Origin of the sequence: Geobacillus sp. CAMR5420 (genome assembly GCF_000691465.1) — a bacterium.
Classification (GTDB): Bacteria; Bacillota; Bacilli; order Bacillales; family Anoxybacillaceae; genus Geobacillus; species Geobacillus thermoleovorans.
Window position 1 is genome coordinate 55,138 of sequence record NZ_JHUS01000030.1, and the last position, 25,859, is coordinate 80,996.

Sequence of the window (25,859 nt, forward strand, 5' to 3'; positions counted from 1 at the left end):
TTTGCTATAATAGCGTTGTCCGTGAATTTTGTCCGAAGAAGGTGATGGCTTTGGCGTTCATTACATCGCTCATCGCCGTTGTGATGGCGTTTTTCATCTTTTTTGTGCGCATGAAGGCGTCGGAAAAGCCGACGAATGCCAAAAAAATTATTTTGCCGCCGCTGTTTATGAGCACCGGGGCGCTGATGTTCATCGATCCGGTCTTTCGCGTTACGCGCGGGGAGCTCATCGAAGCGGTCATTCTCGGCCTGTTTTTCTCGCTGTTTCTCATTAAAACGTCAAAATTTGAAATCCGCGGCAACGATATTTATTTGAAACGCTCAAAATCCTTTATTTGGATTTTGCTCGGGCTGATTGTCATTCGCCTTGGCTTGAAAACGTATTTAGGACGAACGATCGACTACCGCCAGTTAAGCGGCATGTTTTATTTGCTCGCGTTTTCGATGATCGTCCCATGGCGGATTGCGATGTACGTTTCGTATAGAAAGCTGGCGGCGCAGCTGAAACCGCCAGTGCTAACATAAAGAGCTGTCCCGCTGATGGACAGCTCCCTTTTTTGTTGCGCCAAGCCACTTCACTTCGCTTCCCTGGAATTGTCCCGCAGACGGAGCTGAAGTCGTCGGTCCCGGCCTAAAAAGCTGCTTGTTTGGGCCGCTTTTTTCATGCTGAAACAGACGAAAGCCGCCGGCCAGCCTTAGACGAAAGGCGGAACGTCAGCGGCTTTCCAATAAATGTTTATAAGGGGCGAGATCGATGTTCTTCGCCTGCAATGTCCGGATTAAAAACTTATGGTCGCGCTTGGGGGTTGCGATGATGTAGCCGCGGATCAGCAAGTCGCGTGTGATGCGCGGCGCCTGCTCTTTGAGCGCAAGCTCGCCGATTTTGCCGGCGATCTTTTGCCGCGCGACGTCGCGGAACAATTCCGGCACAGGGCGAACCAATTCCTCAAGCAGCGCTTTTTCTTCTTCCCCCCATAAATGGCGCGTCTGTTCAATGTAATATTCCTGCCAGTCGAGCTCCGATTTCCCATCTTCTTTCGGCAGCCGCTTCAAAAACTTGCGGAACATGAAAAAGCCGCCGATCGACATCATGACAAGCAAAAAGACGACCCAAAGCAAAATAAACCAAAGAAACCATCCGGTCAGCACGATCCCCACCCCAACATGATGATCAACTGTTTTGCCATAGGCAAGATTCGTCTACTATTATGTCGAAAAGCTTGCTGTTTGGCAAGTTTCAAACGGCGGCTTGTTACGAACCGTAACGCAACTGTAATGCAACTGTAAAAAAGCTTGTCCCGCCTTACAGCGCCAATGGATTGAAAGCCGCCGGCCGCTTTGTATGGAAAAGATATACAGTGACGTTCCCTTCTTTGCCTGCTAATCTAGTAAACAAAGAAAAAAAGCCAAAAGGCAACGATGAGGGGGATGCGCAGAGTGAAAAAGACGATTGCAGCGCTCACGATCATTTGCTGTATGGCGTTAAGCTCTCATGAGCTGTCGGCGGAAGCGGCTGGCTCGTATACATACTATCAAGTGAAAAAAGGCGATACGTTGTCGAAGATCGCCAAACAATATCATACTTCGGTTGCTTCGTTAAAGTCGTTAAACGGGTTAAAAAGCGATGCTATTTATGTCGGCGAAAAGCTGAAAGTGCCGGCTGCGGCGAAGCGATCGGCTTCGGCGCCGGCAAAGAAGAAATCGATCTCATTAAGCGCCGCTGACCGGAAGCTGCTCGCCCAGCTTGTGCAAGCGGAGACCGGTTCGAGCGAGCCGTTTGCCGGCAAGGTGGAAGTGGCGCTTGTGGTTTTAAACCGCACAAAGCATCCGGAGTTTCCAAAGACGGTGCGCGGCGTCATTTATCAAAAAACGAAATCCGGCTACGCGTTTGTACCAGCCAAAACGGGGAAATTGACCCGCATTCAGCCGACAAAGCAGGATTACGAGGCGGTCGACAAGGCGCTAGCCTTATTCCCAAACGATCGCCGCGGCTCGCTTTATTTCTACAATCCGAAAATCACAAAAGACAAATGGATGTTGTCGCGTCCGGTGACGATTCGCATCGGGCACCATGTCTTCACGAGATGAACGGGGTCGAATAAGGCCTCGTTCTTTTGTTTTGTGCATAGCGGCGGGCAGCCGGTGGTGACGCTTCTGATGGTGCATGCCCAAGATCATTTAATGACGGCGATCACGGTCAAGGATTTAGCCGCTGAATTCGTGGAGCTGTATGAAGCGCTTAAGCGGCAAACAGCCGAATCATAATCGCCGTCGGCCGGCTTGTTGCCCGGGGAGGATGATTTGCTTCAACGGGAATGAACCCAAGGCGGGCGGCAACGGGCTGTTCTAGCGACCGCCCGCTTTGTTGATTTTACAATAATTTTATTATGTAAACATAATAGCACCAGCCGTTCAGCCCTCCCGGCTGCCGCCGGTCTCGGCTGAACGGAGAAGGAAAACTCCGCTTGTTTGCGTCACATATCGTGGCTTGTGTTGTGCTTTTGCCGCGTGTGATTGCGGTTCTTCACTTTTTTCGAACCGTCAAGCGGCTCCGGCTGCCCAGGATTGTCGCCTTTTGGGGCGTTTTTGCGCATATCTTTGCCGTCGTTTTTGTTCGTCATTTGTTGTCCCTCCTTTGTCCGTTAGCATGCGGCGTTGTGCTTTCGCTTATTCGGCGCATAATTTGCGCCCGGTTTGAAACGATAAGTAGTGAACGACCGCGATGACTGCGAAGGAGGGACGAGCCATGGTTTACCATAAAACGAAGCAAGAGGCGTTTCAAGCAGCGCAAAAGGCGACGATGGAAGCGAAAGAATGGCACGATCACTTGGTGCGTGATCAAGCCGACTACGGCCACCAGCTGACCCATCTTCGGCAAGAAGTAAACGAGGCGTTCGCCCAAATTGAAAACGCGCTCGAAGTTGCCTCGGAGACACAACGCGTGCAGCTCGAAAAATTCCGCAGCGATTTGCAGGCGATCGTTGACGAAGTCAATGAAAACGAGTAAGGGAATGCCGGCGGCGGACATTCCCTTTTTGCATGCTATGGCAGGCCGGGATGGCGAAATGGCCGCCACGCTATTGGTTCTTTTTTCGTTTTTTGTTGTTTTGGCGCTGCTCCTCGGTCAGCGGTTCATTGGAAAACTCTTCGTTGTATCCGGCGCCCATTCCTTGCGCTTTGGCGGCGTTCATGCCAGGGATCACGTGGTTTGCTTTTCGCTTCGCCATTCGTTTCACCTCCGCTTCTAGTTTGCGATGAAACGGGCGCCTTATTCCTCTTTTGCCGCGGTAAGGAAGTAATATGGCGAGACATTGGAAATCATTATTTACAACTTGTCCTGTTCTGTAATAAGATAAAGTCGTGCCGAACTTTATGGGGATTGGGAGAATTCATGCTATTTTTTCGACTTTTGTGCGAAAAAATAGTATAGTATTATTGTGAAGTGAAGGGGGTTATACATATGGCGAAACAAGATGTGTTCAACGCCCGCTCTTCGTTTGTTGTAAACGGCAAAACCTACAACTACTACCGTTTGCAAGCGCTTGAAGAAGCGGGCATCGGCCAGGTGAGCCGCCTGCCGTACTCGATCAAAGTATTGCTTGAATCGGTGCTTCGCCAAGTCGACGGCCGCGTCATCACGAAAGAGCACGTCGAAAACTTGGCGAAATGGGGAACGCCGGAAATGAAAGACATTGACGTGCCGTTTAAGCCGTCGCGCGTCATTTTGCAAGACTTCACCGGCGTGCCGGCGGTCGTCGATTTGGCTTCGATGCGCAAAGCGATGGCCGATTTGGGCGGCGATCCGTACGAAATCAACCCGGAAATTCCGGTCGATCTCGTCATCGACCACTCGGTGCAAGTCGACCGCTACGGGTCGGACGATGCGCTTGAGTACAACATGGATTTGGAATTCAAACGGAACGCCGAACGGTACAAGTTTTTGAAATGGGCGCAAAAAGCATTTGATAACTATCGCGCCGTTCCGCCGGCAACGGGGATCGTCCACCAAGTGAACTTGGAATATTTGGCAAGCGTCGTTCACGCGGTCGAAGGGGAAAACGGCGAGTACGAAGCATTCCCGGATACGCTTGTCGGCACGGACTCGCATACGACGATGATCAACGGCCTCGGCGTCCTCGGCTGGGGGGTCGGCGGCATTGAAGCGGAAGCCGGCATGCTCGGCCAACCGTCGTACTTCCCGGTGCCGGAAGTCATCGGCGTCCGCCTGACAGGCAAGCTGCCGGACGGAGCGACGGCCACCGACTTGGCGCTTAAGGTGACGCAAGTGCTCCGGAAAAAAGGCGTCGTCGGCAAATTCGTCGAATTTTTCGGACCAGGAGTGGCGACTTTGCCGCTTGCGGACCGGGCGACGATCGCCAACATGGCGCCGGAATACGGGGCAACGTGCGGCTTCTTCCCGGTCGACGCCGAAGCGCTTGACTATTTGCGCTTGACCGGCCGCGACGAACATCACGTTCAAGTCGTCGAAGCGTATTGCAAAGCGAACGGTTTGTTCTACACGCCGGATGCACCGGAGCCGGTGTTTACGGATGTCGTTGAAATCAACTTGTCGGAAATCGAAACGAACTTGTCGGGGCCGAAACGGCCGCAAGACTTGATCCCGCTCTCGAAAATGAAACAGTCGTTCCGCGACGCGGTGAAAGCCCCGCAAGGCAACCAAGGCTTTGGCTTGACGGAAGCGGACTTAGAGCGGGAAATTACGGTCGAGCTGAACGGCGAACAAGTGAAATTGAAAACGGGCGCTGTCGTCATCGCGGCGATCACAAGCTGTACGAATACGTCGAACCCGTACGTCCTCGTCGCCGCTGGCTTAGTGGCGAAAAAAGCGGTTGAAAAAGGCTTGCAAGTGCCGAAATACGTGAAAACGTCGCTCGCGCCGGGCTCGAAAGTCGTCACCGGCTACTTGCGTGACTCGGGGCTGCTTCCGTATCTTGAACAGCTCGGCTTCAACGTCGTCGGCTACGGTTGCACGACATGCATCGGCAACTCGGGTCCGCTTGCGCCGGAGCTCGAAAAAGCGCTCGCGGAAAGCGATCTGCTTGTGACAAGCGTCCTATCCGGCAACCGGAACTTTGAAGGCCGCATCCACCCGCTTGTCAAAGGCAACTATTTGGCATCGCCGCCGCTTGTTGTCGCCTATGCGCTCGCCGGCACGGTCGACATTGACTTGTTGAACGAGCCGATTGGCAAAGACAAAGACGGCAATGACGTCTACTTCCGCGACATTTGGCCGTCGATGGAAGAGGTAAAAGCCGTCGTGAAACAAGCGGTCGATCCGGAACTGTTCCGCAAAGAATATGAGCGCGTGTTCGACGGCAATCCGCGCTGGAACGCCATCGAAACGACGGATGAGCCGCTTTATCAATGGGATGAAAACTCGACGTACATTCAAAATCCGCCGTTCTTTGAAGGCTTGTCGCCGGAAGTGCGCAAAGTCGAACCTCTCACCGGCTTGCGCGTCGTCGGCAAGTTCGGCGATTCGGTCACGACTGACCATATTTCGCCAGCTGGGTCGATCGGCAAAAACACGCCGGCAGGCCAATATTTGATCTCGAAAGGCGTCGAGCCGAAAGACTTCAACTCGTACGGTTCGCGGCGCGGCAACCATGAAGTGATGATGCGCGGCACGTTTGCCAACATCCGCATCCGCAACCAAATTGCGCCGGGCACGGAAGGCGGCTATACGACGTACTGGCCGACCGGCGAAGTGATGTCGATGTACGATGCGTGCATGAAATATAAACAAGACGGCACTGGGCTTGTCGTCATCGCCGGCAAAGACTACGGCATGGGCAGCTCGCGCGACTGGGCGGCGAAAGGGACGTTCTTGCTCGGCATTAAAACGGTCATCGCCGAAAGCTTTGAGCGCATCCACCGCTCGAACCTCGTCTTGATGGGCGTCCTGCCGTTGCAATTCAAAGAAGGCGAAAATGCGGAGACGCTCGGCTTGACGGGCAAAGAAGTGTTCGACATTCACATCGATGAAAACGTCAAACCGCGCGATCTCGTCAAAGTGACGGCGACGAACCCGGATACGGGTGAGAAGAAAGAATTTGAGGTCATCGTCCGCTTTGACAGCGAAGTCGAAATCGACTACTATCGCCACGGCGGCATTTTGCAAATGGTGTTGCGCGAAAAATTGGCGAAAGTGAAACAATAACGACAAAAAGCAGGCTCCCATATCGGGAAGCCTGCTTTTATTTTGTGTTGAGCTTTTTCGCTGCGTTCTCAAGCTTGCTTTTTGGATCCGGGGTGAACGTTCCGTCTTGGCCAAAGCCTTGCGGGTTGACGCCCGGCGCCTTCGTGCCGCGGTTTCGGCCGCCGTTTTTGGTCATTGCTCTCACCTCCGCTCTTTACGGATAGTATGGCCGCCCTTGGTCAAAATATAAGCAAAGGAGGAAAGCTTCACTGTTTTTCGCTAAGAGCAATCGTTGCGGCTACGATGGGATGTTCCGCTTTTCCCGCCACCGTCTGCCCCAGAGGCGCATGCTTGGCAGTTCGGCGAAAATCATGCCGGCCAAAATCGCAGCGCCGCCAAGCCAGGCCGATGGCGACAGCTGTTCCCCAGCCCAAAGGTAGGCGGTCAAAGCGGCGAACACCGGCTCCATGGCGAAAATGAGAGCGACATGGGCGGGAGTCGTATATTTTTGCACCGCTGTTTGGATGAGAAACGCCGCGGTCGTCGCCAGCAGCGATGTCACAGCGAGCGCTCCCCATACTTCCGGGCGGCGGAGCACCGCTATATTCCACATGTCGTCGGCATCTTCAAACCAAAAGGCAAAGACGAAACAGAGCGCGGCGACGGTGAAAATTTGCACCATCGTCAACAACATCGTTGAATACCGAGAGGAATAGAGGCCGGTGACGATAATGTGCATGGCAAAGGAAACAGCACAGAGCAAGACAAAGAAATCCCCCTGATTGAACGACAGCTCCGCTCCCCCCGTCAGCCAATACAGGCCAAACGCAGCAAGTGTTGCTCCGATGGCCGCATTCACAGACGGTTTTTGCTTTAAAATCAAAAAGGAAAACAGCGGCACGAGCACAACGCTCAGTCCAGTAATAAAGCCAGCTTTCGAGGAAGTGGTGTACAACAGCCCGACCGTTTGGAATGCATAGCCGCAAAACAGCCATAGCCCCATCCACGCCCCGGCGCCGATGACCTGCCATGACAACTGACCGAAGAGCGGACGGGAAACGGCGGTGATCCAGGCGAGAAGCAACAAGCCGGCCAAACTGAAGCGAACGGCGTTAAACGACAACGGCTCCAAAAACGAAATGGCATTTTGGACGACGACAAACGTCGCACCCCAGACGAAGGTCACCATTAGCAGACTCAGATCGGCTATGGTTTGACGCTTCAATTCGAATCCTCCCTCTTCATTATGGTTGCGCCCTATCTCATTTTGGGGGCTAGCTGCTAGTGTACCACAAATAGGCCGGAAAAGACAGATATTTTGGAAAAAAGATGGGTGCCTGCGGCAAAATGGTTGATACGAAAAGAATTTGCGCATAATATTAGGTAATGAACAAGGGCGAAAGTGTGGTAAAATAAAAACCAGCTCCGATCATCGCCATGCGGAAGGGTGACCCAACGTTGGATGTACAAATCCACTGGACATATATCACACCGAAAAAACAAGAGGCGTTTCTTGTTTCCGATTGGGTGGAGGCCAAAAAGGCGCTCACTTTGGCAGATGATTTTGAAAAAACCGGGCGGACGAAAACAGTTGAGTTTGTTGATCGAAACGGTACGGTGTGGTCAAAAAAAGAGCTGCAAAAGCTGCTTGAGGAGATCGGCGGCGAGCCGCATGAGATTGTTGTGTATTTCGACGGCGGCTTTGACCATGAGACGTCCCAAGGCGGCGCCGGCGCGGTCGTATACTATAAGCAAAACGACCATCGCTACCGGTTGCGCGCCAACCGTCGACTTGGCGAAATCAAATCCAATAATGAGGCGGAGTATGCGGCATTTTGGTTTGTCATGCAGCTGCTTGAGGAGCTTGGCGTCCATCATTTGCCGGTGACGTTCCGCGGCGACTCCCACGTCGTGTTAAAGCAGCTGTCCGGTGATTGGCCGTGTTTTGAGGACGATTTCAACACCTGGCTTGACCGCATTGAAGCGAAAATGCGCGAACTTCACATCGAGCCGGCGTACGAGCCGATTTCGCGCAAACAAAATAAAGAGGCGGATTCGCTCGCCCGTCAGGCGCTTGAAGGGCAGATCATCACAAGCCGAACGGAATTGACAGGGAAAGGGTAAGGTCGTATGGGAAAGAAGCGGAACCGACGCAAAGAAATATTGGACCAAATCGCTTGGCTGGAGGAAACGTACTGCGATGGCTGCTTTTTAAAAAGCACGTTCCGGAAAGAGTACGGCAAAACGTACGCCCAATCGTTTTGCATCCAGCAATGCACGGTCGGGGAACAAATGCGGCAGTACGGGGAGATGCTTCTATCAGCGCCGCCGCGTCCGCGTCGATAATGGCGGATCAGAAAGCGGGGGGCGCTCTGTTTTCTTCTTGCGCACTGAAGAGACAAGCGATGGAACGGCGTTTCACCGCTGACAGGCAGATCAGATAACTTCTTGTGCCAGCAAAGCAGGTTTTTTCGCCTGTTTTCTCAAAAGAATGCCAGTTTGCTTCGTTTTCTTTAGCAAGTGGGGATATAAGCCAAAAGAGCTTCGCACAGCGAAGCTCCATCTTGCTTGCCTTATTGCTGCGCCTCGCGAAGCTGGTGTTCGGCGCGGGCCAATGTTTGTTCGCAACGGGCGAGAAAATCACCGTCGACGCCCGTTGCTTCTTGGCGGGCGCGCGCAAGTTGGTCGCGGGCGTTTTTCACCGCTTGTTCGGCATGGCGAAGCATCTCGGGGTCGAGTTGCATCGTCGCCTGGCCGACCATTTTCTCCGCCGTTTCGACGAACATTTCCACTTGCTTTACATCGTTGTATCCCGTATGTACGTCGGCATCGCGTCTGGCCATATGAACACCTCCCTTTCTTTATTGTTTGCCGTTTGGTGAAATTTATGCCAATCAAATGAAAAAGGCATCCTGCGATGGTGCAGGATGCCTTTCTTTCCGCTCCCGTTCTCTCGTCTATGTCAACGAAGTCTTATAATTTGACAACGTTCGCTGCTTGCGGTCCGCGGTTTCCTTGGACGATTTCAAACGAAACTTCTTGGCCTTCTTCTAACGTTTTGAACCCTTCACCTTGGATCGCCGTGAAGTGGACGAATACGTCGGAACCGCCTTCCACTTCGATGAAACCGTAGCCTTTTTCGTTGTTAAACCATTTTACTTTACCACGTTGCATAATACTGAATTCCTCCTAATACCTTTAGCCTGTTCGGCTAACCTCAAGATTTTTATCAAATAACAAAATATACTTCACAGCCATCCAAGATGCACCTTCATGTTGAATGCCTGAAATATATTCTGTTATATGATGACTTTACTATACACTACCGCGGGTGGCCGCGTCAAGCAAAAGAAAGGAAATTTCCGAAAAAATTGTTTGCCGGCCCGAAAAACAATGCGTTGAAAAGGAAAACGGGCCGCTGGGGGAGAAAATAGTCATGAGCGGGCCACAACGCCCATACATTGGAATAGGAACGACAAAAAGGGGGAGAGCGGATGTACCGCGGAAAAATCGCGGGAAAAGAAGTGATCGTCCGGTTAGGGAGCCGGGTCAGCCGCCGTTATTTCAGCGACAATAAAATTTACCACATGGTTCTTTCGTACGGAGAGTCGGCGTTTCGCAAAGGGCAGGATATGTTTTGCATCTATAATGACCGCGTCGGCTTGATTGTCGCGGAAGTCGAGCAACAGGACGTCCCGGTCATTCGAATCGATTACATTATCGAAAACGAAAATGTGTACGAATAACCAATTGACAGCGGAAGGCGAATGCGGTAATCTCGAATGTAAGCGGTAACAAAACAAGCCGCATTCGTCCCTGTTTCTCCCAGGGGCAGACGTGCCGCGCCAGCATCGTCTGTTTATTTTTTGGCTCGCGTTGAAACAAGCGGCTTCGTTTTTTCGTATGATGATATGACAAGAGAGACAAAGAGGTGACTACGGTGTTATTGCGCAAAATGATGTCAAGAGTCGGAGTCGGGTCGGCGCACGTCGACTTGATCTTAAATAAATCGTTATGGCGCCAGGGGGAAATGATTCAAGGGATCGTCCACATTTACGGCGGAACGGTGGAACAAAGGATCGAGCGGCTCGATGTGGAGCTCGTGCAAAAAACAATCGAAAACGGCAAGGAGCTGGATGCCATTGTCGCCGTCATTCCGGCGGCCGGAGCGTTTTGGATCAAGCCGAGCGAGAAAAAGGAAATCCCGTTTTCCTACATGATTCCAGAAACCTTGCCGCCATCGCGCCCCGGCCAGTCGTACCGGTTCATCACCCGCCTTCATATCGAAGACGCGGTCGATACGCTCGACTTCGATTACGTGCAAATTTTGCCGAAGAAATAGGTTGACAGCGTTTTCAACAGATGATATGCTAAAAGCAAGTTAATAACGTTGTGGTGGAGAAGCGGAGACCCACACATATTCCTCGTTGCTTAGCGGGGAAGTGTGTGGGTTTTTGTTTTTCCACCCAACGGCTAACCCTCCGGAGGGGCCGCCCAAGCAGGAAATAGCAGAGGAAATCACGAATGAAAAGGGGGAAGAGAACAAATGTCGCCATTTTTAGGGGAATTCATCGGCACGGCACTGCTCATCATTTTCGGCGCTGGTGTGTGCGCCGGGGTCAATTTAAAGAAATCATATGCGGCCAATTCGGGCTGGATTGTCATTACGATGGGGTGGGGGCTGGCGGTGGCCGTGGCCGTATACGCTGTCGGCCGGTATAGCGGCGCCCATCTCAATCCAGCGCTGACAGTGGCATTGGCCATAAGCGGTGATTTTCCATGGAAAGATGTCCCTGGCTATGTGTTGGCACAAGTACTTGGCGCTATGGTTGGGGCTGCCGTCGTCTATCTCCACTATTGGCCGCATTGGAAGGAAACAGACGACCCGGGTGTCAAGCTTGGCGTGTTTGCGACGGGTCCGGCAGTGCCGAATACGGCTGCCAACTTGCTTAGCGAGATCATCGGAACGTTTGTGTTGGTTTTGGCCATCTTGGCCATTGGCGCCAACAAATTCGCTGATGGGCTCAATCCATTTATCGTTGGTTTTTTGATCGTGGCGATTGGACTGTCGCTCGGCGGTACGACGGGATACGCCATTAATCCGGCCCGAGACTTTGGACCTCGCTTAGCCCACTTTTTGTTGCCAATCCCAGGGAAAGGGTCATCGAATTGGGCGTATGCGTGGGTGCCGATCGTCGGACCGCTGCTTGGCGGCGCGTTAGGCAGTTTGGTCTATAAAGCCGTTTTCTTGGGAAAACCGACAGGCGCATTATGGGGAGTGCTGGCGGCAACCGCAGTCGTTTTGGCGGCGGCGAAGATGGCAAAAGGAAAAACAACCAGCGCCGCAAGCCGCCGTTCTCTCTAGTTGGCGTACCGGGTTTGTAAGCAAATAAAGGTGAAGGGGGAAGAATGTCATGAATCAATACATTTTAGCCATCGACCAAGGCACAACGAGTTCGCGCGCGATTTTGTTCAATCAAAAGGGCGAAATCGTCCATATGGCGCAAAAAGAGTTTACGCAATATTTTCCGCAGCCCGGCTGGGTCGAGCACAACGCCAATGAAATTTGGGGATCGGTGCTTGCGGTCATTGCCAGCGTCTTGTCCGAGGCGCAAGTGAAGCCGGAACAAGTGGCGGCGATCGGCATTACGAACCAGCGGGAAACGACGGTTGTGTGGGAGAAAGACACCGGCAACCCGATTTACAACGCCATCGTCTGGCAGTCGCGGCAGACGGCCGGCATTTGCGATGAACTGAAAGCGAAAGGGTATGACCCGCTATTCCGCGAAAAAACCGGCTTGCTTATTGACGCCTATTTTTCCGGGACAAAAGTGAAATGGATTTTGGACCATGTCGAGGGGGCGCGCGAACGGGCGGAGCGAGGAGAGCTGCTCTTTGGCACGATTGATACGTGGCTCATTTGGAAGCTGTCCGGCGGCCGCGCCCATGTAACCGATTACTCGAACGCGTCGCGCACATTAATGTTTAACATTCATACGCTCGAGTGGGATGACGAGCTGCTTGCGATTTTAAACGTGCCAAAGGCGATGCTTCCTGAGGTGCGCCCGTCCTCGGAAGTATACGCGAAAACGGTTCCGCATCATTTCTTCGGCGTGGAGGTGCCGATCGCGGGAGCCGCGGGCGACCAGCAGGCGGCTTTGTTCGGCCAGGCGTGCTTTACGGAAGGGATGGCGAAAAATACGTACGGCACCGGCTGCTTTATGCTGATGAATACGGGGGAAAAAGCGGTGCAATCGAAACACGGGCTGCTCACAACGATCGCCTGGGGAATTGACGGCAAGGTTGAATACGCCCTTGAAGGCAGCATTTTCGTCGCCGGTTCGGCCATTCAATGGCTGCGCGACGGCTTGCGGATGATCAAAACGGCGGCTGACAGCGAAGCGTACGCTGAAAAAGTCGAGTCGACCGACGGGGTGTATGTCGTACCGGCGTTCGTCGGGCTTGGCACGCCGTATTGGGACAGCGAGGTGCGCGGGGCGGTGTTTGGCCTCACGCGCGGCACAACGAAAGAGCATTTCATCCGGGCCACCTTGGAATCGCTCGCTTACCAGACAAAAGATGTGCTCGCCGCCATGGAAGCCGATTCCGGCATCTCGCTGACCACGTTGCGCGTTGACGGCGGGGCGGTGAAAAACAATTTCCTTATGCAATTCCAGAGCGATTTGCTTGCCGTTCCGGTCGAACGTCCGGTTGTGAATGAAACGACGGCCTTGGGTGCGGCGTATTTGGCCGGGCTGGCGGTCGGCTACTGGAACAGCCGAGATGACATCGCCGCCCAATGGCAGCTTGAGCGCCGGTTTGAGCCGAAGATGGATGACGACAAGCGAACGATGCTCTACGATGGCTGGAAAAAAGCGGTGCGGGCGGCGATGGCGTTTAAATAACTATAGGGAACAAAGCAATAATCGATCGTGAATGGGCGGCCGCGGTCAAGCTGTGTCCTTTTCCACTTTTTTGTTCATTGCTTAGGCAGATGTTCCTTTCGTGGAGCATCTGCTTATTTATTGTCCAAAAAATAGTGGTTGAAACTGAGCTGTAGTTCACAGTCATGTTTTTCTATGAGGTATAAGACTGGAAAGGAATCAAAAAATTTACTGATATTTTTTCTATAAATATTGAATTTACGAAAAAAAATGATAGAATATTATCTAAATATTATATATAGTCTAAAATTTAGTAATACTAACAAAAGGGAGAAGGACACATTGGCAAAGCAAACGTTATTGGAAATTGAGGAGTTGCGAATCTCTTTCCGCATCGGTGATGACTATTATGCGGCGGTCGACGACGTTTCGCTGGCGATCGGGGAGAACGAAGTCGTCGCTCTCGTCGGGGAGTCGGGTTGCGGCAAAAGCGCACTCGCTTTGTCGATTATGGGTCTCCACCCGCCCGAAAAGACAAAAATTGAGGGGCGCCTGCACTTTAAAGGGACAAATTTGCTGTCGCTCTCCGTTGCCGAACTCAATCGCATCCGCGGCAAAGAAATCGGGATGATCTTTCAGGATCCGTTAACGGCGCTCAATCCGCTCATGACGGTCGGCCGGCAGATCGAAGAAAGCATGGATTACCATCTGCGGCTGTCAGCAGCCGAAAAAAAGAAGCGAACGATCGTCTTGCTTCGCAAAGTCGGCATTCCGGAGCCGGAAAAGGTGTACCACCGTTATCCGCACGAGTTGTCCGGGGGGATGCGGCAGCGGGTCGTCATCGCGATCGCCATCGCCTGCGAGCCCGCCCTGCTCATCGCCGATGAACCGACAACGGCGCTTGATGTGACGATTCAGGCGCAGATCATAGGGCTGCTCAAAGAGTTGCAGCGGCAAATGAAAACGAGCATTATTTTAATCACGCATGATTTGGGGGTGGTGGCGGAAATGGCGGACCGTGTGGCGGTCATGTATGCTGGGGAAATCGTTGAGTTAGCGGACGTCGATACCATTTTTCACCGTCCGCTTCATCCATACACTCGCTCATTGTTGCAGTCGATCCCGTCTGCGCAGACGAAAAAGGAACGACTCCACGTCATCCAAGGGATCGTTCCGCCGCTGCATAAACTGCCGCGGCGCGGCTGCCGCTTCCAGCCGCGCATCAGCTGGATTGGGGCGGATAAGCACGAATCGGATCCGAAGTTGCGGGAAGTGGAGCCGGGGCACTGGGTGCGTTGCACATGTTATCAACATTTTTATTTTCCCGATGATCAAACGGTAGGTGGAATCGGCTATGGCGCTTCTTAACGTCAACCATTTGAAAGTATACTATCCGGTGCGCGGCGGTTTTTTTCGCCGGGTGGTCGACCATGTCCGCGCGGTGGACGATGTCAGTTTCACGCTGAACAAAGGGGAAACGTACGGGCTCGTCGGCGAGTCCGGCTGCGGCAAGACGACGACAGGGCGCACGATTATCGGTTTGATCCGCGCCACGGCCGGGGAAGTGCTGTTTGAAGGGACGGATTTGACAAAGCTTCGCCGCCGCGAGTTTCATCCGTATCGGAAAGACATCCAGATGATTTTCCAAGATCCGTATTCTTCGCTCAATCCGCGCAAACGTGTGCTCGACATTGTCGCCGAGCCGCTCCGCAATTTTGAACGCCTGTCCCCGCAAGAGGAGCGGCAGAAGGTGCAATACGTTTTAGAGCGGGTCGGCTTGAGCGCGGAGTCGATTTACAAATATCCGCATGAATTTTCCGGCGGACAGCGCCAACGCATCGGCATTGCGCGGGCGCTCACGCTCAATCCGAAGCTCATCATCGCCGATGAGCCGGTGTCGGCGCTTGATGTGTCGGTGCAGGCGCAAGTGTTGAATTTCATGAAAGAAATCCAGCAGGAGTACGGGCTGACGTATTTGTTCATCAGCCATGATTTAGGGATCATCCGGCATATGTGCGACCGCATCGGCATTATGTACCGCGGCCGGCTCGTGGAGGAAGGGACGAGCGAGGAGATTTTTACGAATCCTCAACATATTTATACGAAACGTCTGCTCTCCGCCATTCCGAACGCCGATCCGCGCGAACGCGGCCGGCAGGAGGCGCTTCGCCGCGAAGTGGAAAAAGAATATGAGCAGTCGTATTCCCGCTATTTTGATGAAAACGGCCGGGCTCACCCGCTCAAGCCGATTTCGCCGACGCACTCGGTGGCCATTCCGTAAAGAGGGGAAGACGGGAAGATGCTGAAATTTATTTTACGGCGAATCCTCATTATGATTCCGCAATTGTTTTTGCTGAGCGTCCTCATTTTCTTACTGGCGAAGGCGATGCCGGGCGATGCGCTGACGGGGCAGCTGGCGGCCAACCCGAAAATGGATCCGCAGACGCTTGAGGAAATGCGGGAAAAACTTGGCTTGAATGATCCGGTACATATTCAATACATCCGTTGGGTGAAAAACATGCTGCAAGGGGATCTCGGCCTTTCCTATACCCACCAGCAGCCGGTCACTGATCTGCTGGCCGGACGGATCGGGAATACGGTGTTGCTGTCGGCGGCGATTTTAATTTTGACGTACCTGATTGCCATTCCGCTTGGCATCGTGTCGGGGCGATGGACAGATACATGGGCTGATAAGCTGATCGTCGGCTACAGCTATCTCGGGTTTGCCACGCCGCTGTTCATTTTTGCTTTGATCATGCTGTTTATTTTCGGCTTTCACCTTGGCTGGTTTCCAACCGGCGGCAGCGTGGACGTTCAGGTCGAGGAAGGGACGCTCGCTTACTATTTAAGCAAATTGAACCATCTCATGCTTCCGGCGTTGTCGGGAGCGCTCATCAACACGGTCGTTACGATTCAATATTTGCGCAGCGAAATCGTCGATACGAAAGTGAAAGATTTCGTGAAAACGGCGCGGGCGAAAGGCGTGCCGGAGCGGCACATCTATTGGCGCCATATTTTGCGCAATTCGTTTTTGCCGATCGCGGCGTTTTTAGGGTATGAGATCACCGGGCTTGTCGGCGGTTCCGTGTTTTTGGAGTCGATCTACAGCTATCCGGGGCTTGGCCAGCTGTTTTTGCAGTCGATTATGCAGCGGGATTACAGCGTCGTGACGGCGCTCGTCATGATTTCCGGCCTGGCGACGCTGGTGGGCACTCTGTTGTCGGACATCATTTTGAGTGCGGTCGACCCGCGCATCCGGATTGAGTAGGGAAGGAGGAAGGCAGCTGACATGAAAGCGGAAATCAGCGGCCCAACGCCGGCCGGAGCGAACATCGAGAAAAGCCCTTCCGCCTTTTCGATCATGTGGCGGGAGGTGGTTCGGGATCGGCTCGCGCTTGGTTCGCTCATCATTTTAGGAATCCTTTTGTCGATCGTCTATGGCGTGTCGCTCTTTTTGGATCAAGAGGAAATCGTGAAAGTGGATTTTCTTTCCATCTATTCTCCGCCGTCAGCGGAACACTGGCTTGGCACAGACTACGGAGGGCGCGACGTGTTTGGCCAGCTCATCATCGGCGCCCGCAATTCGTTTACGATCGGACTGGCCATTACGCTCATCACTGGGGCGATCGGCCTCATTGTCGGATTGGTGGCCGGCTATTTTGGCGGCTGGATTGACAATGTCATTATGCGCATCATCGATTTCATTCTCGTTCTGCCGTTTTTGATGCTCGTTATTGTTTTTGTCGCCATTGTGCCTAAATATAATGTATTGACGTTCATTTTGATCATGAGCGCGTTTTTGTGGACGGGCAAAGCCCGGCTGATCCGCGCCAAAACGCTGGCCGAGCGCGAGCTGGATTATGTCAGCGCGTCAAAAACGCTCGGCACGCCAGATTGGAAAATCATTATTTTTCAAATTTTGCCCAACCTCAGCTCGATCATTATCGTCAATTTGACGTTAAATTTGGCGGGCAACATCGGCATCGAGTCCGGGCTCACGTATCTTGGCTTCGGGCTGCCGGAGAGCACGCCGAGCTTAGGGACGTTGGTCAGCTATGCGACCAACCCGGATGTTTTGCAAAACAAATGGTGGGTTTGGTTGCCTGCGTCATTGCTTATTTTAGTGATGATGCTGTGCATAAATTTCATCGGCCAAGCGCTGAAACGTGCGGCTGATGCAAGACAACGACTAGGATAAGGGGGAAGAAAATGTGAAGAGAAAATGGCTGGCGGCTCTCGCCGCGCTCTTGCTCGTGCTCGCCGGGTGCACGGGCAAATCCGACACAACGAGCGGAAAGGGCAACAATAACGAAAAACCGGCGGCTCAGAAGGAAGACATCAGCAAATTCCCGATGACGGTGAAAAACGACGGGAAAATCATCGACGGCGGCGTGTTGAAATACGGCCTTGTGTCCGATACGCCGTTTGAAGGGACGCTCAGCTATGCATTCTACACCGGAGCGCCCGACGCAGAGATTTTGCAATTTTTTGACGAGTCGCTTTTCCGGACGAACGGTGACTATGAAATTACAAATGATGGGGCTGCCACGTATGAGTTGTCGGATGATAAAAAGACGATGACAATCCATATTAAAGACAATGTGAATTGGCATGACGGCCAGCCGGTGACCGCTGAAGACTTGGAGTATGCGTATTTGGTCATCGGCCATAAAGATTACACCGGCGTCCGCTATGGCGATGCGCTCATCCAAGGGATCGTCGGGATGGAAGAATATCACAGCGGCAAAGCGGATAAAATTTCCGGCATTAAAGTCATCGACAAAAAGACGTTGACGATCACATGGAAACAGGCCAATCCGTCGGTGTTGACCGGCATTTGGGCGTATCCGCTGCCGAAGCATTACTTGAAAGACATTCCGATCAAAGACTTGGCGAAATCGGATAAAATCCGGAAAAACCCGATCGGGTTCGGTCCGTTTAAAGTGAAGAAAATCGTTCCGGGCGAGTCGGTAGAGTTTGTTCGCAATGATGACTACTGGGCTGGCAAACCGAACTTGGAAGGCGTCATTTTGAAAGTCGTCAGCCCGCAAGTCGTCCTGCAAGCGCTGAAAAAAGGCGAAATTGACGTCGCTGAGTTCCCGACTGACCAATATTTGAACGCGAAAGGGACGAAAAACATTCAGTTTATCGGTAGAGTGGATTTGGCGTACAACTATATCGGCTTTAAACTCGGCCATTGGGATGCGAAAAAGCAGGAAAACGTAATGGACAATCCGAAATTCCAAAACAAAAAACTGCGCCAAGCGATGGCGTATGCCATCAACAACCAAGAGGTGGCTGACCGCCTGTATCATGGCTTGCGCTTCCCGGCGAACACGCTCATTCCGCCGTCGTTCCCGGGCTATCATGACAGCTCCATCAAAGGATATACGTACAATCCGGAAAAAGCGAAACAATTGCTGGATGAAGCGGGATATAAAGATGTGGATGGCGATGGCCTCCGCGAAGATCCAAACGGCAAAAAATTCAAGATCAACTTCTTGGCGATGAGCGGTGGGGACATCGCTGAACCGCTGGCCAAATTTTATATGCAATGCTGGAAAGATGTGGGCCTCGATGTTCAGCTTGTAGACGGACGCTTGGCGGAGTTCAACTCCTTCTACGATATGGTCGAAAAAGACGATCCGAAAGTGGATGTCTACGCCGCCGCTTGGGGAACTGGAACGGACGTCGACCCGTACGGATTGTACGGCCGCAACGTCATGTTCAACTACTCGCGCTGGGTGAATGAGAAAAACGATGAACTGTTGGAAAAAGGCCATTCCGAACAGGCGTTTGACAAAGAATATCGTCGGAAAATTTACAGTGAATGGCAAAAGCTGATGAACGAAGAAGTGCCGGTCATCCCGACGTTGTATCGTTCGGCCATTTATGCCGTCAACAACCGCGTCGCCAACTTCACGGTCGATCCGGGCTCGAAACTGACGTGGAAAGATGTCGGCGTCACGTCCGAGCAACCGGAAGTCGAACAATGACGATTGTTGCCTTTGATGATGTATGATAAGATAGAAGATAAATTGCATACGTCTTATCAAGAGTGGGCGAGAGAACGGGCTTGATGACCCCACAGCAACCTGCCGCAGGCAAGGTGCTAACACCCGCAAAGCGGTTTCGCTTTGGATGATAAGAACGGCTCATGGCCCCTTTCGCATCATTCCGAGGCGAAGGGGGTTTTTGTCGATGGGAGGTGAAGGAGAAACAGTGGAGGAGGCGGTTTCGCTCCGCGCTTGCATGGCCGCTCATCTCCCTGCCGCAGCGTTCGCCGTTTGTGTCATGCGCTGTGTGCAGGCGGAGCTCATCCGGTTTGACCCTAAGGCGGCGGTGCATGTCGACCGTGGGGACGGATACGTTCATTTGTATGGGGAAGCGCAAGGAACAGCCTTTTCGTTGTTGTTGACCGACAGCGAGGCGGACGAATGGAAGGCGGACGGACCGTACGCCCTTGACCGCTACATATGGACAGAGCTTGGGAAAAAAGGGATTTTCCCGATGCAGATGACGCCGTATTTACAAGCAGTATGGTTAACTGAGTCATAGAAAGGAAGAGGGACGAATGGCAGTCAAAAAATTTGAACATGTCGGCATTCAAGTGAAAGACATCGAAGCATCGAAAGAGTTTTATCAAAATGTTGTCGGCTTAGAGCTGCTCGACGAAATGATTCATACGAACGGCACGATGAAATTGGCGTTTTTAGGGATTGGCGGCTCGATCATTGTCGAGCTGATCGAAGGATACAATCCGGATTTGCCGACGGAAGGAAAAGTGCACCATGTGGCGTTTACGGTGGAAGGCATTGAGCAGGAGAAAGAACGGCTTCAGTCGCTCGGTGTGCCGCTTGTGTGGGAAGAAATAACGACACTTCCGAACGGAGCAAAATATTTGTTCTTCCTCGGGCCCGACGGCGAATGGATCGAGTTTTACGAGCCTGCTCGATAAATGGCGTCACGCTAGGCGGCCAGCTGTTTGGGCCGCCTATGAATTTGCCGTCTGGCGATTGGCGCTTCGTTCCATTTTTCTTCGTATGGCCTTGCCTGCCGCTAGACAACAACCGTCCATGTAGGAGTCGTCGTCTTCTCGATTCAATGGTATACTAGAAAAAGAGAGGGGGAGGATGACGTGGAAGAAATGATCGTGCACGCGATTCAAGACGACTACCCTGATGAATTCGCCTGGTGCTACGGCTGCGGGCGTCTGAATGAACAAGGCCACCATTTTCGCACCGGGTGGCGGGGCGACAAAACGGTGACGGTGTATACGCCGCGTCCGGAACATACGGCGATTCCAGGGTTTGTGTACGGCGGGCTGATCGCCTCGCTCATTGATTGCCACGGCACCGGTTCAGCGGCGCTTGCCTTGCATCGGAAAAACGGCCATGAACCAGGGAGCGGGGAAACGCCGCCGCGCTTTGTCACTGCGTCGCTTCACGTCGATTTCGTCAAGCCGACGCCGCATGGAGTGCCGCTTGTCGCCGTCGGCACTGTGACGGAGATTCATCCGAAAAAATGGAAAGTGGACACCGAAGTGTTCGCCAACGGCGAACTGTGCGCCCGCGGGCAAGTCGTCGCCGTCGTAATGCCGAAAACGTTTGTCCGTGGGTAACAAGCAACAAAAGGCGCCGGAGAGCGGCTGTTTTTGACAGCGCTTTCTCCGGCGCTTGGCAACTGGTCGAAAACGGCTGCGCCTCACCTCGTTTCGCCATTGAGGACTGATGATGTCATGAAAAAGGCAACTCGACAACGCCTCTTCTCAAGTGGGGAAACCTTGTGAAATTGGTTCTCCTTTTTCAACAAAACCACCGATTTGGCGAACATCATCGTTTTTCACCGGTTTTCTCGGATTCCTCTGATCATCGCTTTCCATGCGTTTCAAAACAACAACAGCAGCTGCTGTTTGGCCTCGTCGAATCCAAGGAGAACGAGCATGCGCAAAAACGCCTTTTGGAGATCCATCACCTTCACGGTTTGTCCATGATCAGCACCGACGACGTGGCGCTCGCCACCTCTTTGCCGTTTTGCCGCACGATGGCGGTTACATAGGCGACGGTTTTCCCGAACTTTTCCACCCGCGCCTCGATTTCGGCTTCTCCAGCCGCCGCTGGGCGGTGAAACGTCGTCTGCAAGTTGATGGAGGCGTGCATTTGGTCATCGCGAAGCAAGGTCGTCACTGCATACGCCATGAGAATGTCCGCCGCCGCCCCGACGAACCCGCCCATAATCACCCCGTTGCCGTTGAGCAGCGATTCGCTGATTGTCCATACGCCTTTCGCATAGCCGTCTCGGGCTTCCGTCAGGCGGACGCCGAGCGTTTCGTCGCATGGGGGCGGCGCGCTTTGACCGGCGATGACAGCGTGCAAGTTGGTCATTGGCTTCATGTGGAACACCCTTTCTGTTGTCAATCATGTTTTTTTATTCGCCAAACGGCGGCGATTTCCTCTTTTCGCGTGCATGAGGAGGAGAACGGCAAAGCTGTGGCGAAAGAAACAAGCAGCTGATGATGGAAAGGAGATGGTCTCATGTATCAACCGCCAGACGCCGGCCGTTGGACGGGACGGATTGACAGCGTGAGCGATGAGCAGGCGTTTCGTCTTCATCAGCGCATTCGCTTGCTCGATTTGTCGCAGCCATTGGAGACGGTGGAACGAGCGGCGGCATTCATCGGGTTTGCGTGCGACGAAGGAGTGCGCCGCAACCAAGGCCGCCAAGGGGCGAAAGAGGCGCCGGCCGCCGTCAAAGCGGCGCTGGCCCGGCTGCCTTGGCATCTTCCGGAAGGGGTCGTTGTCTATGACGCAGGCGATGTCGTTTGCGTCGATGAACGGCTCGAACAAAGCCAGACTGAACTTGGGAAGGCGGTCGCCCGCCTGCTGAAAAACGGGATGGCGTCTATCGTGATCGGCGGCGGCCATGAGACGGCGTACGGCCATTACTTGGGCGTTCGCGAAGCGCTCGGGCCCGAAGCCCGCCTTGGCATCCTCAACATTGACGCCCATTTCGACTTGCGCCCGTACGATGACGGGCCGACGTCCGGGACGATGTTTCGGCAAATATTGGATCAAGACGAACGGGTCCGTTACTTCTGCCTCGGCATTCAGCGGCTTGGCAACACGGCGGCGCTGTTTGCGGCGGCCGAGACGTACGGCTGCCGGTACATGCTTGAAGACGAGCTGACCGCAGGGCCGATCGAGGCCGCCTATGAACAAATCGAGGAATTTGCCGCTCATCACGATGCCGTGATGTTGACCATTTGCATGGACGCCATCAGCGCGGCTGCCGCGCCGGGGGTGAGCGCGCCGTCGCCGTTTGGACTCGCTCCGTCGCTAGTGCGCGCTCTCGTCCGCCGAATCGTTTCTCATCCGAAAACGATCAGCGTCGATCTTTGCGAAGTCAATCCACTCTGGGATGAAGGCGGAAAAACGGTGGCGTTGGCCGCCGCCTTTTGCATGGAAGCGCTCCTTCATTTTCGACGCTTGCAGCCAAGGCGGTGAGAACGTGAAATTGGTCATTGCCGAACGGGACGACAAGGAACGAGAAGCGATCCGCTGGCTCGTTTCCGCGTATTCCTTGCCGATTGAGCAAGTATATACGGCGGCTACGGTCGAGGAGATGATGGCGTTTCTTGAGCGGGAGGCGCCGGAGCTATTGTACGTCGAACTGGATATGATTCCGTATGAACGATGGTCGAAGGCGACATCCCACGTCCGCTTGTTTTGCCAACGCGTGATTGCCGCAACGGCCGAGGCGACGTTTGCGCGGGCGAAACAAGCCATCGACTGGCAATGCGTCGATTTGCTTGTGAAGCCGCTTGAGCCCGCCAAGCTGAAACAAGCGTTGAGGACGGCGGTTTCGCTTTCCTCCAACAGCCGCTCGAGCCTGACAGCGGGTTTTGACGGCCATGACGACTACCGCGCATTATTTTACGATGACCCCGCCGCAGCTTCCACCCATGTATGGCTTGTGCAGGCGGAACAGCCTGCCTTGTCTCGAGAAGTGATCCGCTTTTTAACGAGCTATCCGTTTCGCGGACGGGCGCGCGTATTGCCGCTCACCCATATGGCGGTTTGCCTGCTTCCCGATTTGCCGGGCGACGGGAAAGAAGAGGCGTGGAAGCTGTTGCGCGATTGGGAAGAGGAGCATCATGAGCCGCTCGCGGTTGTCGTGATGCCGCCTGATGGTCGGAAAACGGTGCGCGGGCAATACCAAGCGGCCCGCCGGTTGCTGGAGACGACGTTTTTCATTGGCTATCGCCAAGTGATCGCTCCCGCTTCGGAATACGAACAGTGGCGTGAGCTCGATCCGTTTTTGACGCCGGAGGAGCAGCGGCAATGGATCGAGATGCTCGAGCGGTTCGACCATGAAGGGGTGAAGCGATGGCTGCGGCGCGAATTCTCCCATTGGAAGCCGCCGTTTCCGAGCCCGGAGATGGTGCGGACGCGGCTGACGAGCATCTTGGCGCAAATCCGCCGGTTTATGAAAACATACGGCCTTGACCGCGGCGGAACCGAGCGGGAGTATATGCGCATTTTTCAAGACATTTTGTACAATCCCGTCTTGTATCGCATCGTTCAAGAATTGATTTTATTTTTATATCGATTGTTCCATGAGGCCAAGCAGGCCGAGGAAGACGCGCGCGTCGACGCCGTGGAGCGCGGCCTCCGCTATATGGAGGCGCATTTTCGCGATCCGTCGCTCACGCTTGAGCGGGTCGCGGCCGCCGCCGGGCGCAGCCCCGCGTATTTCAGCCATTTGTTGTCGAAAAAGCGCGGCGTGACGTTTCGCCAGTGGCTGACCAACCGGCGGCTTGAGGAAGCGAAACGGCTGCTTCGGCAGACGGATTTGTCGATTAAAGAAATCGCCGAACAAACCGGGTTTCGCACCGCCCATTATTTGATGCGCGTCTTTAAAGCCGAACTGAACCAGACGCCGACCGCCTACCGCGATGAACAACGGCTGAAACCGTCATCACCGCGGTAGGCGGTTTTTTCAAAAGAAATGAACATATATCAAAAGAAATGGATAGATGAAGCGAAAAGAAAAAAGAAATTTCAAAAAAAATGGATCATCTTGAAAAGACGAGAATCTATCTCCATCCTCTTGGCTTCCTTACAATAAAAAGCAAAGAGGAAAAAGGAGAGGATGACGATGGCAGAAAAACGGACCGTACGCCCGTTTGCGGGAACAGAGCGGCGGGCGAAAGGATGGATTCAAGAAGCGGCGTTGCGTATGTTAAACAACAATTTGCATCCCGATGTCGCCGAGCGGCCGGATGAGTTGATCGTCTACGGCGGCATCGGCAAGGCGGCGCGCAACTGGGAATGTTACGAGGCGATTGTGGACACCCTTCTTCGTTTAGAAAACGATGAAACGTTGCTCATTCAATCCGGCAAGCCGGTGGCGGTGTTTCGCACGCATCCGGACGCCCCTCGCGTGCTGATCGCCAACTCCAACCTCGTGCCCGCATGGGCGACGTGGGACCATTTCCACGAACTTGACAAAAAAGGGTTGATCATGTACGGACAAATGACGGCCGGGAGCTGGATTTACATCGGCAGCCAAGGGATCGTCCAAGGGACGTATGAAACGTTTGCCGAAGTGGCGCGCCAGCACTTTGGCGGCACGCTGGCCGGGACGATCACGCTAACCGCCGGCCTTGGCGGCATGGGCGGGGCGCAGCCGCTCGCCGTGACGATGAACGGCGGCGTCTGCCTCGCCATCGAAGTCGATCCGGCCCGCATCCAGCGCCGCATTGACACGAATTACTTGGATACGATGACCGACAGCCTAGACGCGGCGCTCGAGATGGCGAAACAAGCGAAGGAAGAGAAAAAAGCGCTGTCGATCGGCCTTGTCGGCAATGCGGCTGAAGTGTTGCCGCGTCTCGTCGAAATGGGCTTTGTTCCGGACGTCTTGACCGATCAAACGTCCGCCCACGATCCGTTAAACGGCTACATCCCGGCTGGCCTTACGCTTGATGAGGCCGCCGAACTCAGGGCGCGCGATCCGAAGCAGTACATCGCCCGTGCAAAACAGTCGATCGCCGCGCATGTTCGAGCGATGCTGGCGATGCAAAAGCAAGGGGCGGTGACGTTTGATTACGGCAACAACATCCGCCAAGTGGCAAAAGACGAAGGGGTGGACGACGCCTTTTCCTTCCCGGGTTTTGTGCCGGCCTACATCCGTCCGCTCTTTTGCGAAGGAAAAGGGCCGTTCCGCTGGGTGGCATTATCCGGCGACCCGGAAGACATTTATAAAACCGATGAAGTCATTTTGCGTGAATTCAGCGACAATGAGCGTCTTTGCCATTGGATTCGCATGGCGCAAAAACGCATTAAGTTCCAAGGGCTGCCGGCGCGCATTTGTTGGCTCGGCTACGGCGAGCGGGCGAAGTTCGGGAAAATCATCAACGACATGGTGGCCAAAGGCGAGCTGAAAGCGCCGATCGTCATCGGTCGCGATCATTTGGATTCGGGCTCCGTTGCTTCGCCGAACCGGGAGACGGAAGGAATGAAAGACGGAAGCGACGCCATCGCCGACTGGCCGATTTTAAACGCGCTGTTGAATGCGGTCGGCGGCGCAAGCTGGGTGTCGGTTCACCACGGCGGCGGCGTCGGCATGGGCTACTCCATTCACGCCGGCATGGTCATTGTCGCCGACGGCACGAAAGAGGCGGAAAAACGGCTGGAGCGCGTGTTGACGACCGACCCGGGGCTTGGTGTGGTCCGCCACGCCGACGCTGGGTATGAGCTCGCCATTCGGACAGCGAAAGAAAAAGGCATCGATATGCCGATGCTGAAATAGAAA

29 protein-coding genes, 1 pseudogene and 1 riboswitch are annotated in these 25,859 nt (G+C 53.8%); of the genes and pseudogenes, 22 read left to right on the forward strand and 8 right to left on the reverse strand.

Going from position 1 to position 25,859, the window contains the following annotated elements; translation table 11 throughout:
- Positions 1–50: 50 nt before the first annotated feature.
- Positions 51–524, forward strand: a complete 474-nt coding sequence (locus tag DI44_RS09760; protein WP_031410221.1) for a cytochrome c biogenesis protein CcdC — start codon at positions 51–53, stop codon at positions 522–524.
- A 189-nt stretch (positions 525–713) separates the two neighbouring features.
- On the opposite strand, the gene DI44_RS09755 is transcribed toward DI44_RS09760, so the two are convergent.
- Positions 714–1,148 (reverse strand): DUF2621 domain-containing protein, encoded by a 435-nt coding sequence (locus DI44_RS09755; RefSeq protein ID WP_011230841.1) that lies wholly within the window; start codon positions 1,146–1,148, stop codon positions 714–716.
- A 270-nt stretch (positions 1,149–1,418) separates the two neighbouring features.
- Here DI44_RS09755 and DI44_RS09750 point away from each other — a divergent pair, with 270 nt between their 5' ends.
- Positions 1,419–2,087, forward strand: a complete 669-nt coding sequence (locus tag DI44_RS09750) for a cell wall hydrolase (RefSeq protein ID WP_239691247.1) — start codon at positions 1,419–1,421, stop codon at positions 2,085–2,087.
- 39 nt (positions 2,088–2,126) lie between these two features.
- Positions 2,127–2,264 (forward strand): annotated as a pseudogene (locus DI44_RS0117050) (PTS lactose/cellobiose transporter subunit IIA); the annotation flags it as partial.
- Positions 2,265–2,473: 209 nt separating this feature from the next.
- Here the strand turns inward: DI44_RS0117050 and DI44_RS09745 are convergent.
- A complete protein-coding gene (locus DI44_RS09745) occupies positions 2,474–2,620 on the reverse strand; it encodes a small acid-soluble spore protein P (RefSeq protein WP_011230843.1) in 147 nt (48 codons plus the stop codon).
- A 125-nt stretch (positions 2,621–2,745) separates the two neighbouring features.
- Here DI44_RS09745 and DI44_RS09740 point away from each other — a divergent pair, with 125 nt between their 5' ends.
- Complete coding sequence (locus tag DI44_RS09740; protein WP_033025146.1) at positions 2,746–3,006, forward strand: hypothetical protein; 261 nt, start codon at positions 2,746–2,748, stop codon at positions 3,004–3,006.
- 70 nt (positions 3,007–3,076) lie between these two features.
- On the opposite strand, the gene sspO is transcribed toward DI44_RS09740, so the two are convergent.
- Positions 3,077–3,226, reverse strand: a complete 150-nt coding sequence (gene sspO, locus DI44_RS09735; protein WP_033025147.1) for a small acid-soluble spore protein O — start codon at positions 3,224–3,226, stop codon at positions 3,077–3,079.
- 233 nt (positions 3,227–3,459) lie between these two features.
- On the opposite strand from sspO, the gene acnA reads away from it, so the two are divergent.
- Positions 3,460–6,180 (forward strand): aconitate hydratase AcnA, encoded by a 2,721-nt coding sequence (gene acnA / locus DI44_RS09730; protein WP_033025150.1) that lies wholly within the window; start codon positions 3,460–3,462, stop codon positions 6,178–6,180.
- A gap of 37 nt (positions 6,181–6,217) precedes the next feature.
- On the opposite strand, the gene sspL is transcribed toward acnA, so the two are convergent.
- Both sspL and DI44_RS09720 read right to left on the reverse strand, forming a co-directional pair.
- Entirely contained in the window at positions 6,218–6,355 is a 138-nt protein-coding gene (gene sspL, locus DI44_RS09725) for a small, acid-soluble spore protein L (RefSeq protein ID WP_011230846.1), read from the reverse strand.
- 102 nt (positions 6,356–6,457) lie between these two features.
- The gene (locus DI44_RS09720) at positions 6,458–7,384 is read right to left on the reverse strand and encodes a DMT family transporter (RefSeq protein WP_033025151.1); all 927 of its coding nucleotides are present in this window, start codon (positions 7,382–7,384) and stop codon (positions 6,458–6,460) included.
- A gap of 233 nt (positions 7,385–7,617) precedes the next feature.
- On the opposite strand from DI44_RS09720, the gene DI44_RS09715 reads away from it, so the two are divergent.
- Both DI44_RS09715 and DI44_RS09710 read left to right on the forward strand, forming a co-directional pair.
- The gene (locus tag DI44_RS09715) at positions 7,618–8,283 is read left to right on the forward strand and encodes a ribonuclease H family protein (RefSeq protein WP_033025154.1); all 666 of its coding nucleotides are present in this window, start codon (positions 7,618–7,620) and stop codon (positions 8,281–8,283) included.
- Positions 8,284–8,289: 6 nt separating this feature from the next.
- Positions 8,290–8,505, forward strand: a complete 216-nt coding sequence (locus tag DI44_RS09710) for a zinc-finger domain-containing protein (protein ID WP_013145666.1) — start codon at positions 8,290–8,292, stop codon at positions 8,503–8,505.
- Between the two features lie 227 nt (positions 8,506–8,732).
- Here the strand turns inward: DI44_RS09710 and DI44_RS09705 are convergent, their stop codons facing one another.
- Complete coding sequence (locus DI44_RS09705) at positions 8,733–9,002, reverse strand: DUF2564 family protein (RefSeq protein WP_013145665.1); 270 nt, start codon at positions 9,000–9,002, stop codon at positions 8,733–8,735.
- Positions 9,003–9,132: 130 nt separating this feature from the next.
- The gene (cspD, locus tag DI44_RS09700) at positions 9,133–9,333 is read right to left on the reverse strand and encodes a cold-shock protein CspD (protein WP_003251474.1); all 201 of its coding nucleotides are present in this window, start codon (positions 9,331–9,333) and stop codon (positions 9,133–9,135) included.
- 320 nt (positions 9,334–9,653) lie between these two features.
- Here cspD and DI44_RS09695 point away from each other — a divergent pair, with 320 nt between their 5' ends.
- From DI44_RS09695 to DI44_RS09640, 12 genes are all read left to right on the forward strand, one after another.
- Positions 9,654–9,905 carry a hypothetical protein gene (locus DI44_RS09695; protein WP_014195521.1) on the forward strand — a complete coding sequence of 84 codons (252 nt, stop codon included), beginning with the start codon at positions 9,654–9,656 and terminating at the stop codon, positions 9,903–9,905.
- 194 nt (positions 9,906–10,099) lie between these two features.
- Positions 10,100–10,501 (forward strand): sporulation protein, encoded by a 402-nt coding sequence (locus DI44_RS09690; RefSeq protein ID WP_021321293.1) that lies wholly within the window; start codon positions 10,100–10,102, stop codon positions 10,499–10,501.
- 204 nt (positions 10,502–10,705) lie between these two features.
- Positions 10,706–11,524, forward strand: coding sequence for an MIP/aquaporin family protein (locus tag DI44_RS09685; RefSeq protein WP_020756086.1), 819 nt, complete (start codon positions 10,706–10,708; stop codon positions 11,522–11,524).
- Positions 11,525–11,573: 49 nt separating this feature from the next.
- Positions 11,574–13,064: a glycerol kinase GlpK gene (glpK, locus tag DI44_RS09680; protein ID WP_013523471.1), complete on the forward strand. Its 1,491-nt coding sequence runs from the start codon at positions 11,574–11,576 to the stop codon at positions 13,062–13,064.
- Between the two features lie 321 nt (positions 13,065–13,385).
- Positions 13,386–14,411 (forward strand): ABC transporter ATP-binding protein, encoded by a 1,026-nt coding sequence (locus DI44_RS09675; protein ID WP_033025156.1) that lies wholly within the window; start codon positions 13,386–13,388, stop codon positions 14,409–14,411.
- The gene (locus DI44_RS09670; RefSeq protein WP_014195524.1) at positions 14,398–15,324 is read left to right on the forward strand and encodes an ATP-binding cassette domain-containing protein; all 927 of its coding nucleotides are present in this window, start codon (positions 14,398–14,400) and stop codon (positions 15,322–15,324) included. The genes DI44_RS09675 and DI44_RS09670 overlap by 14 nt, the downstream gene beginning before the upstream one ends.
- 18 nt (positions 15,325–15,342) lie before the next feature.
- A complete protein-coding gene (gene opp4B, locus DI44_RS09665; RefSeq protein WP_014195525.1) occupies positions 15,343–16,311 on the forward strand; it encodes an oligopeptide ABC transporter permease in 969 nt (322 codons plus the stop codon).
- Positions 16,312–16,332: 21 nt separating this feature from the next.
- Positions 16,333–17,241 carry an ABC transporter permease gene (locus tag DI44_RS09660; protein ID WP_014195526.1) on the forward strand — a complete coding sequence of 303 codons (909 nt, stop codon included), beginning with the start codon at positions 16,333–16,335 and terminating at the stop codon, positions 17,239–17,241.
- A gap of 13 nt (positions 17,242–17,254) precedes the next feature.
- On the forward strand, positions 17,255–19,039 hold the full coding sequence (opp4A, locus tag DI44_RS09655; protein ID WP_014195527.1) for an oligopeptide ABC transporter substrate-binding protein: 1,785 nt from the start codon (positions 17,255–17,257) through the stop codon (positions 19,037–19,039).
- A gap of 50 nt (positions 19,040–19,089) precedes the next feature.
- Positions 19,090–19,194: riboswitch (SAM riboswitch) on the forward strand.
- A gap of 50 nt (positions 19,195–19,244) precedes the next feature.
- A complete protein-coding gene (locus DI44_RS09650; protein WP_240730292.1) occupies positions 19,245–19,601 on the forward strand; it encodes a hypothetical protein in 357 nt (118 codons plus the stop codon).
- 16 nt (positions 19,602–19,617) lie between these two features.
- Positions 19,618–20,001 carry a VOC family protein gene (locus tag DI44_RS09645; RefSeq protein WP_014195529.1) on the forward strand — a complete coding sequence of 128 codons (384 nt, stop codon included), beginning with the start codon at positions 19,618–19,620 and terminating at the stop codon, positions 19,999–20,001.
- Positions 20,002–20,181: 180 nt separating this feature from the next.
- Positions 20,182–20,664 (forward strand): PaaI family thioesterase, encoded by a 483-nt coding sequence (locus DI44_RS09640; RefSeq protein ID WP_013523474.1) that lies wholly within the window; start codon positions 20,182–20,184, stop codon positions 20,662–20,664.
- A 355-nt stretch (positions 20,665–21,019) separates the two neighbouring features.
- On the opposite strand, the gene DI44_RS09635 is transcribed toward DI44_RS09640, so the two are convergent.
- Positions 21,020–21,436 (reverse strand): PaaI family thioesterase, encoded by a 417-nt coding sequence (locus DI44_RS09635; protein WP_014195531.1) that lies wholly within the window; start codon positions 21,434–21,436, stop codon positions 21,020–21,022.
- Positions 21,437–21,577: 141 nt separating this feature from the next.
- Between DI44_RS09635 and hutG the strand changes: the two genes are divergently transcribed.
- From hutG to hutU, 3 genes are all read left to right on the forward strand, one after another.
- Positions 21,578–22,546 (forward strand): formimidoylglutamase, encoded by a 969-nt coding sequence (gene hutG / locus DI44_RS09630; protein ID WP_014195533.1) that lies wholly within the window; start codon positions 21,578–21,580, stop codon positions 22,544–22,546.
- A 4-nt stretch (positions 22,547–22,550) separates the two neighbouring features.
- Positions 22,551–24,032, forward strand: coding sequence for a helix-turn-helix domain-containing protein (locus tag DI44_RS09625; protein WP_014195534.1), 1,482 nt, complete (start codon positions 22,551–22,553; stop codon positions 24,030–24,032).
- Between the two features lie 168 nt (positions 24,033–24,200).
- The gene (gene hutU, locus DI44_RS09620) at positions 24,201–25,856 is read left to right on the forward strand and encodes a urocanate hydratase (protein ID WP_021321288.1); all 1,656 of its coding nucleotides are present in this window, start codon (positions 24,201–24,203) and stop codon (positions 25,854–25,856) included.
- Positions 25,857–25,859: the final 3 nt, after the last annotated feature.

What these genes read in the sequence shown, in the direction of transcription:
- opp4B (WP_014195525.1), top strand. Translation starts at nt 15,343, where the DNA reads ATGCTGAAATTTATTTTACGGCGAATCCTCATTATGATTCCGCAATTG.
- DI44_RS09650 (WP_240730292.1), top strand. Translation starts at nt 19,245, where the DNA reads ATGGGAGGTGAAGGAGAAACAGTGGAGGAGGCGGTTTCGCTCCGCGCT.
- DI44_RS09710 (WP_013145666.1), top strand. Translation starts at nt 8,290, where the DNA reads ATGGGAAAGAAGCGGAACCGACGCAAAGAAATATTGGACCAAATCGCT.
- hutG (WP_014195533.1), top strand. Translation starts at nt 21,578, where the DNA reads ATGTATCAACCGCCAGACGCCGGCCGTTGGACGGGACGGATTGACAGC.
- DI44_RS09635 (WP_014195531.1), bottom strand. Translation starts at nt 21,436, where the DNA reads ATGAAGCCAATGACCAACTTGCACGCTGTCATCGCCGGTCAAAGCGCG.
- DI44_RS09685 (WP_020756086.1), top strand. Translation starts at nt 10,706, where the DNA reads ATGTCGCCATTTTTAGGGGAATTCATCGGCACGGCACTGCTCATCATT.
- DI44_RS09660 (WP_014195526.1), top strand. Translation starts at nt 16,333, where the DNA reads ATGAAAGCGGAAATCAGCGGCCCAACGCCGGCCGGAGCGAACATCGAG.
- glpK (WP_013523471.1), top strand. Translation starts at nt 11,574, where the DNA reads ATGAATCAATACATTTTAGCCATCGACCAAGGCACAACGAGTTCGCGC.
- DI44_RS09740 (WP_033025146.1), top strand. Translation starts at nt 2,746, where the DNA reads ATGGTTTACCATAAAACGAAGCAAGAGGCGTTTCAAGCAGCGCAAAAG.
- cspD (WP_003251474.1), bottom strand. Translation starts at nt 9,333, where the DNA reads ATGCAACGTGGTAAAGTAAAATGGTTTAACAACGAAAAAGGCTACGGT.
- sspL (WP_011230846.1), bottom strand. Translation starts at nt 6,355, where the DNA reads ATGACCAAAAACGGCGGCCGAAACCGCGGCACGAAGGCGCCGGGCGTC.
- DI44_RS09645 (WP_014195529.1), top strand. Translation starts at nt 19,618, where the DNA reads ATGGCAGTCAAAAAATTTGAACATGTCGGCATTCAAGTGAAAGACATC.
- hutU (WP_021321288.1), top strand. Translation starts at nt 24,201, where the DNA reads ATGGCAGAAAAACGGACCGTACGCCCGTTTGCGGGAACAGAGCGGCGG.
- DI44_RS09705 (WP_013145665.1), bottom strand. Translation starts at nt 9,002, where the DNA reads ATGGCCAGACGCGATGCCGACGTACATACGGGATACAACGATGTAAAG.
- sspO (WP_033025147.1), bottom strand. Translation starts at nt 3,226, where the DNA reads ATGGCGAAGCGAAAAGCAAACCACGTGATCCCTGGCATGAACGCCGCC.
- DI44_RS09670 (WP_014195524.1), top strand. Translation starts at nt 14,398, where the DNA reads ATGGCGCTTCTTAACGTCAACCATTTGAAAGTATACTATCCGGTGCGC.
- DI44_RS09750 (WP_239691247.1), top strand. Translation starts at nt 1,419, where the DNA reads ATGAGGGGGATGCGCAGAGTGAAAAAGACGATTGCAGCGCTCACGATC.
- DI44_RS09745 (WP_011230843.1), bottom strand. Translation starts at nt 2,620, where the DNA reads ATGACGAACAAAAACGACGGCAAAGATATGCGCAAAAACGCCCCAAAA.
- acnA (WP_033025150.1), top strand. Translation starts at nt 3,460, where the DNA reads ATGGCGAAACAAGATGTGTTCAACGCCCGCTCTTCGTTTGTTGTAAAC.
- DI44_RS09695 (WP_014195521.1), top strand. Translation starts at nt 9,654, where the DNA reads ATGTACCGCGGAAAAATCGCGGGAAAAGAAGTGATCGTCCGGTTAGGG.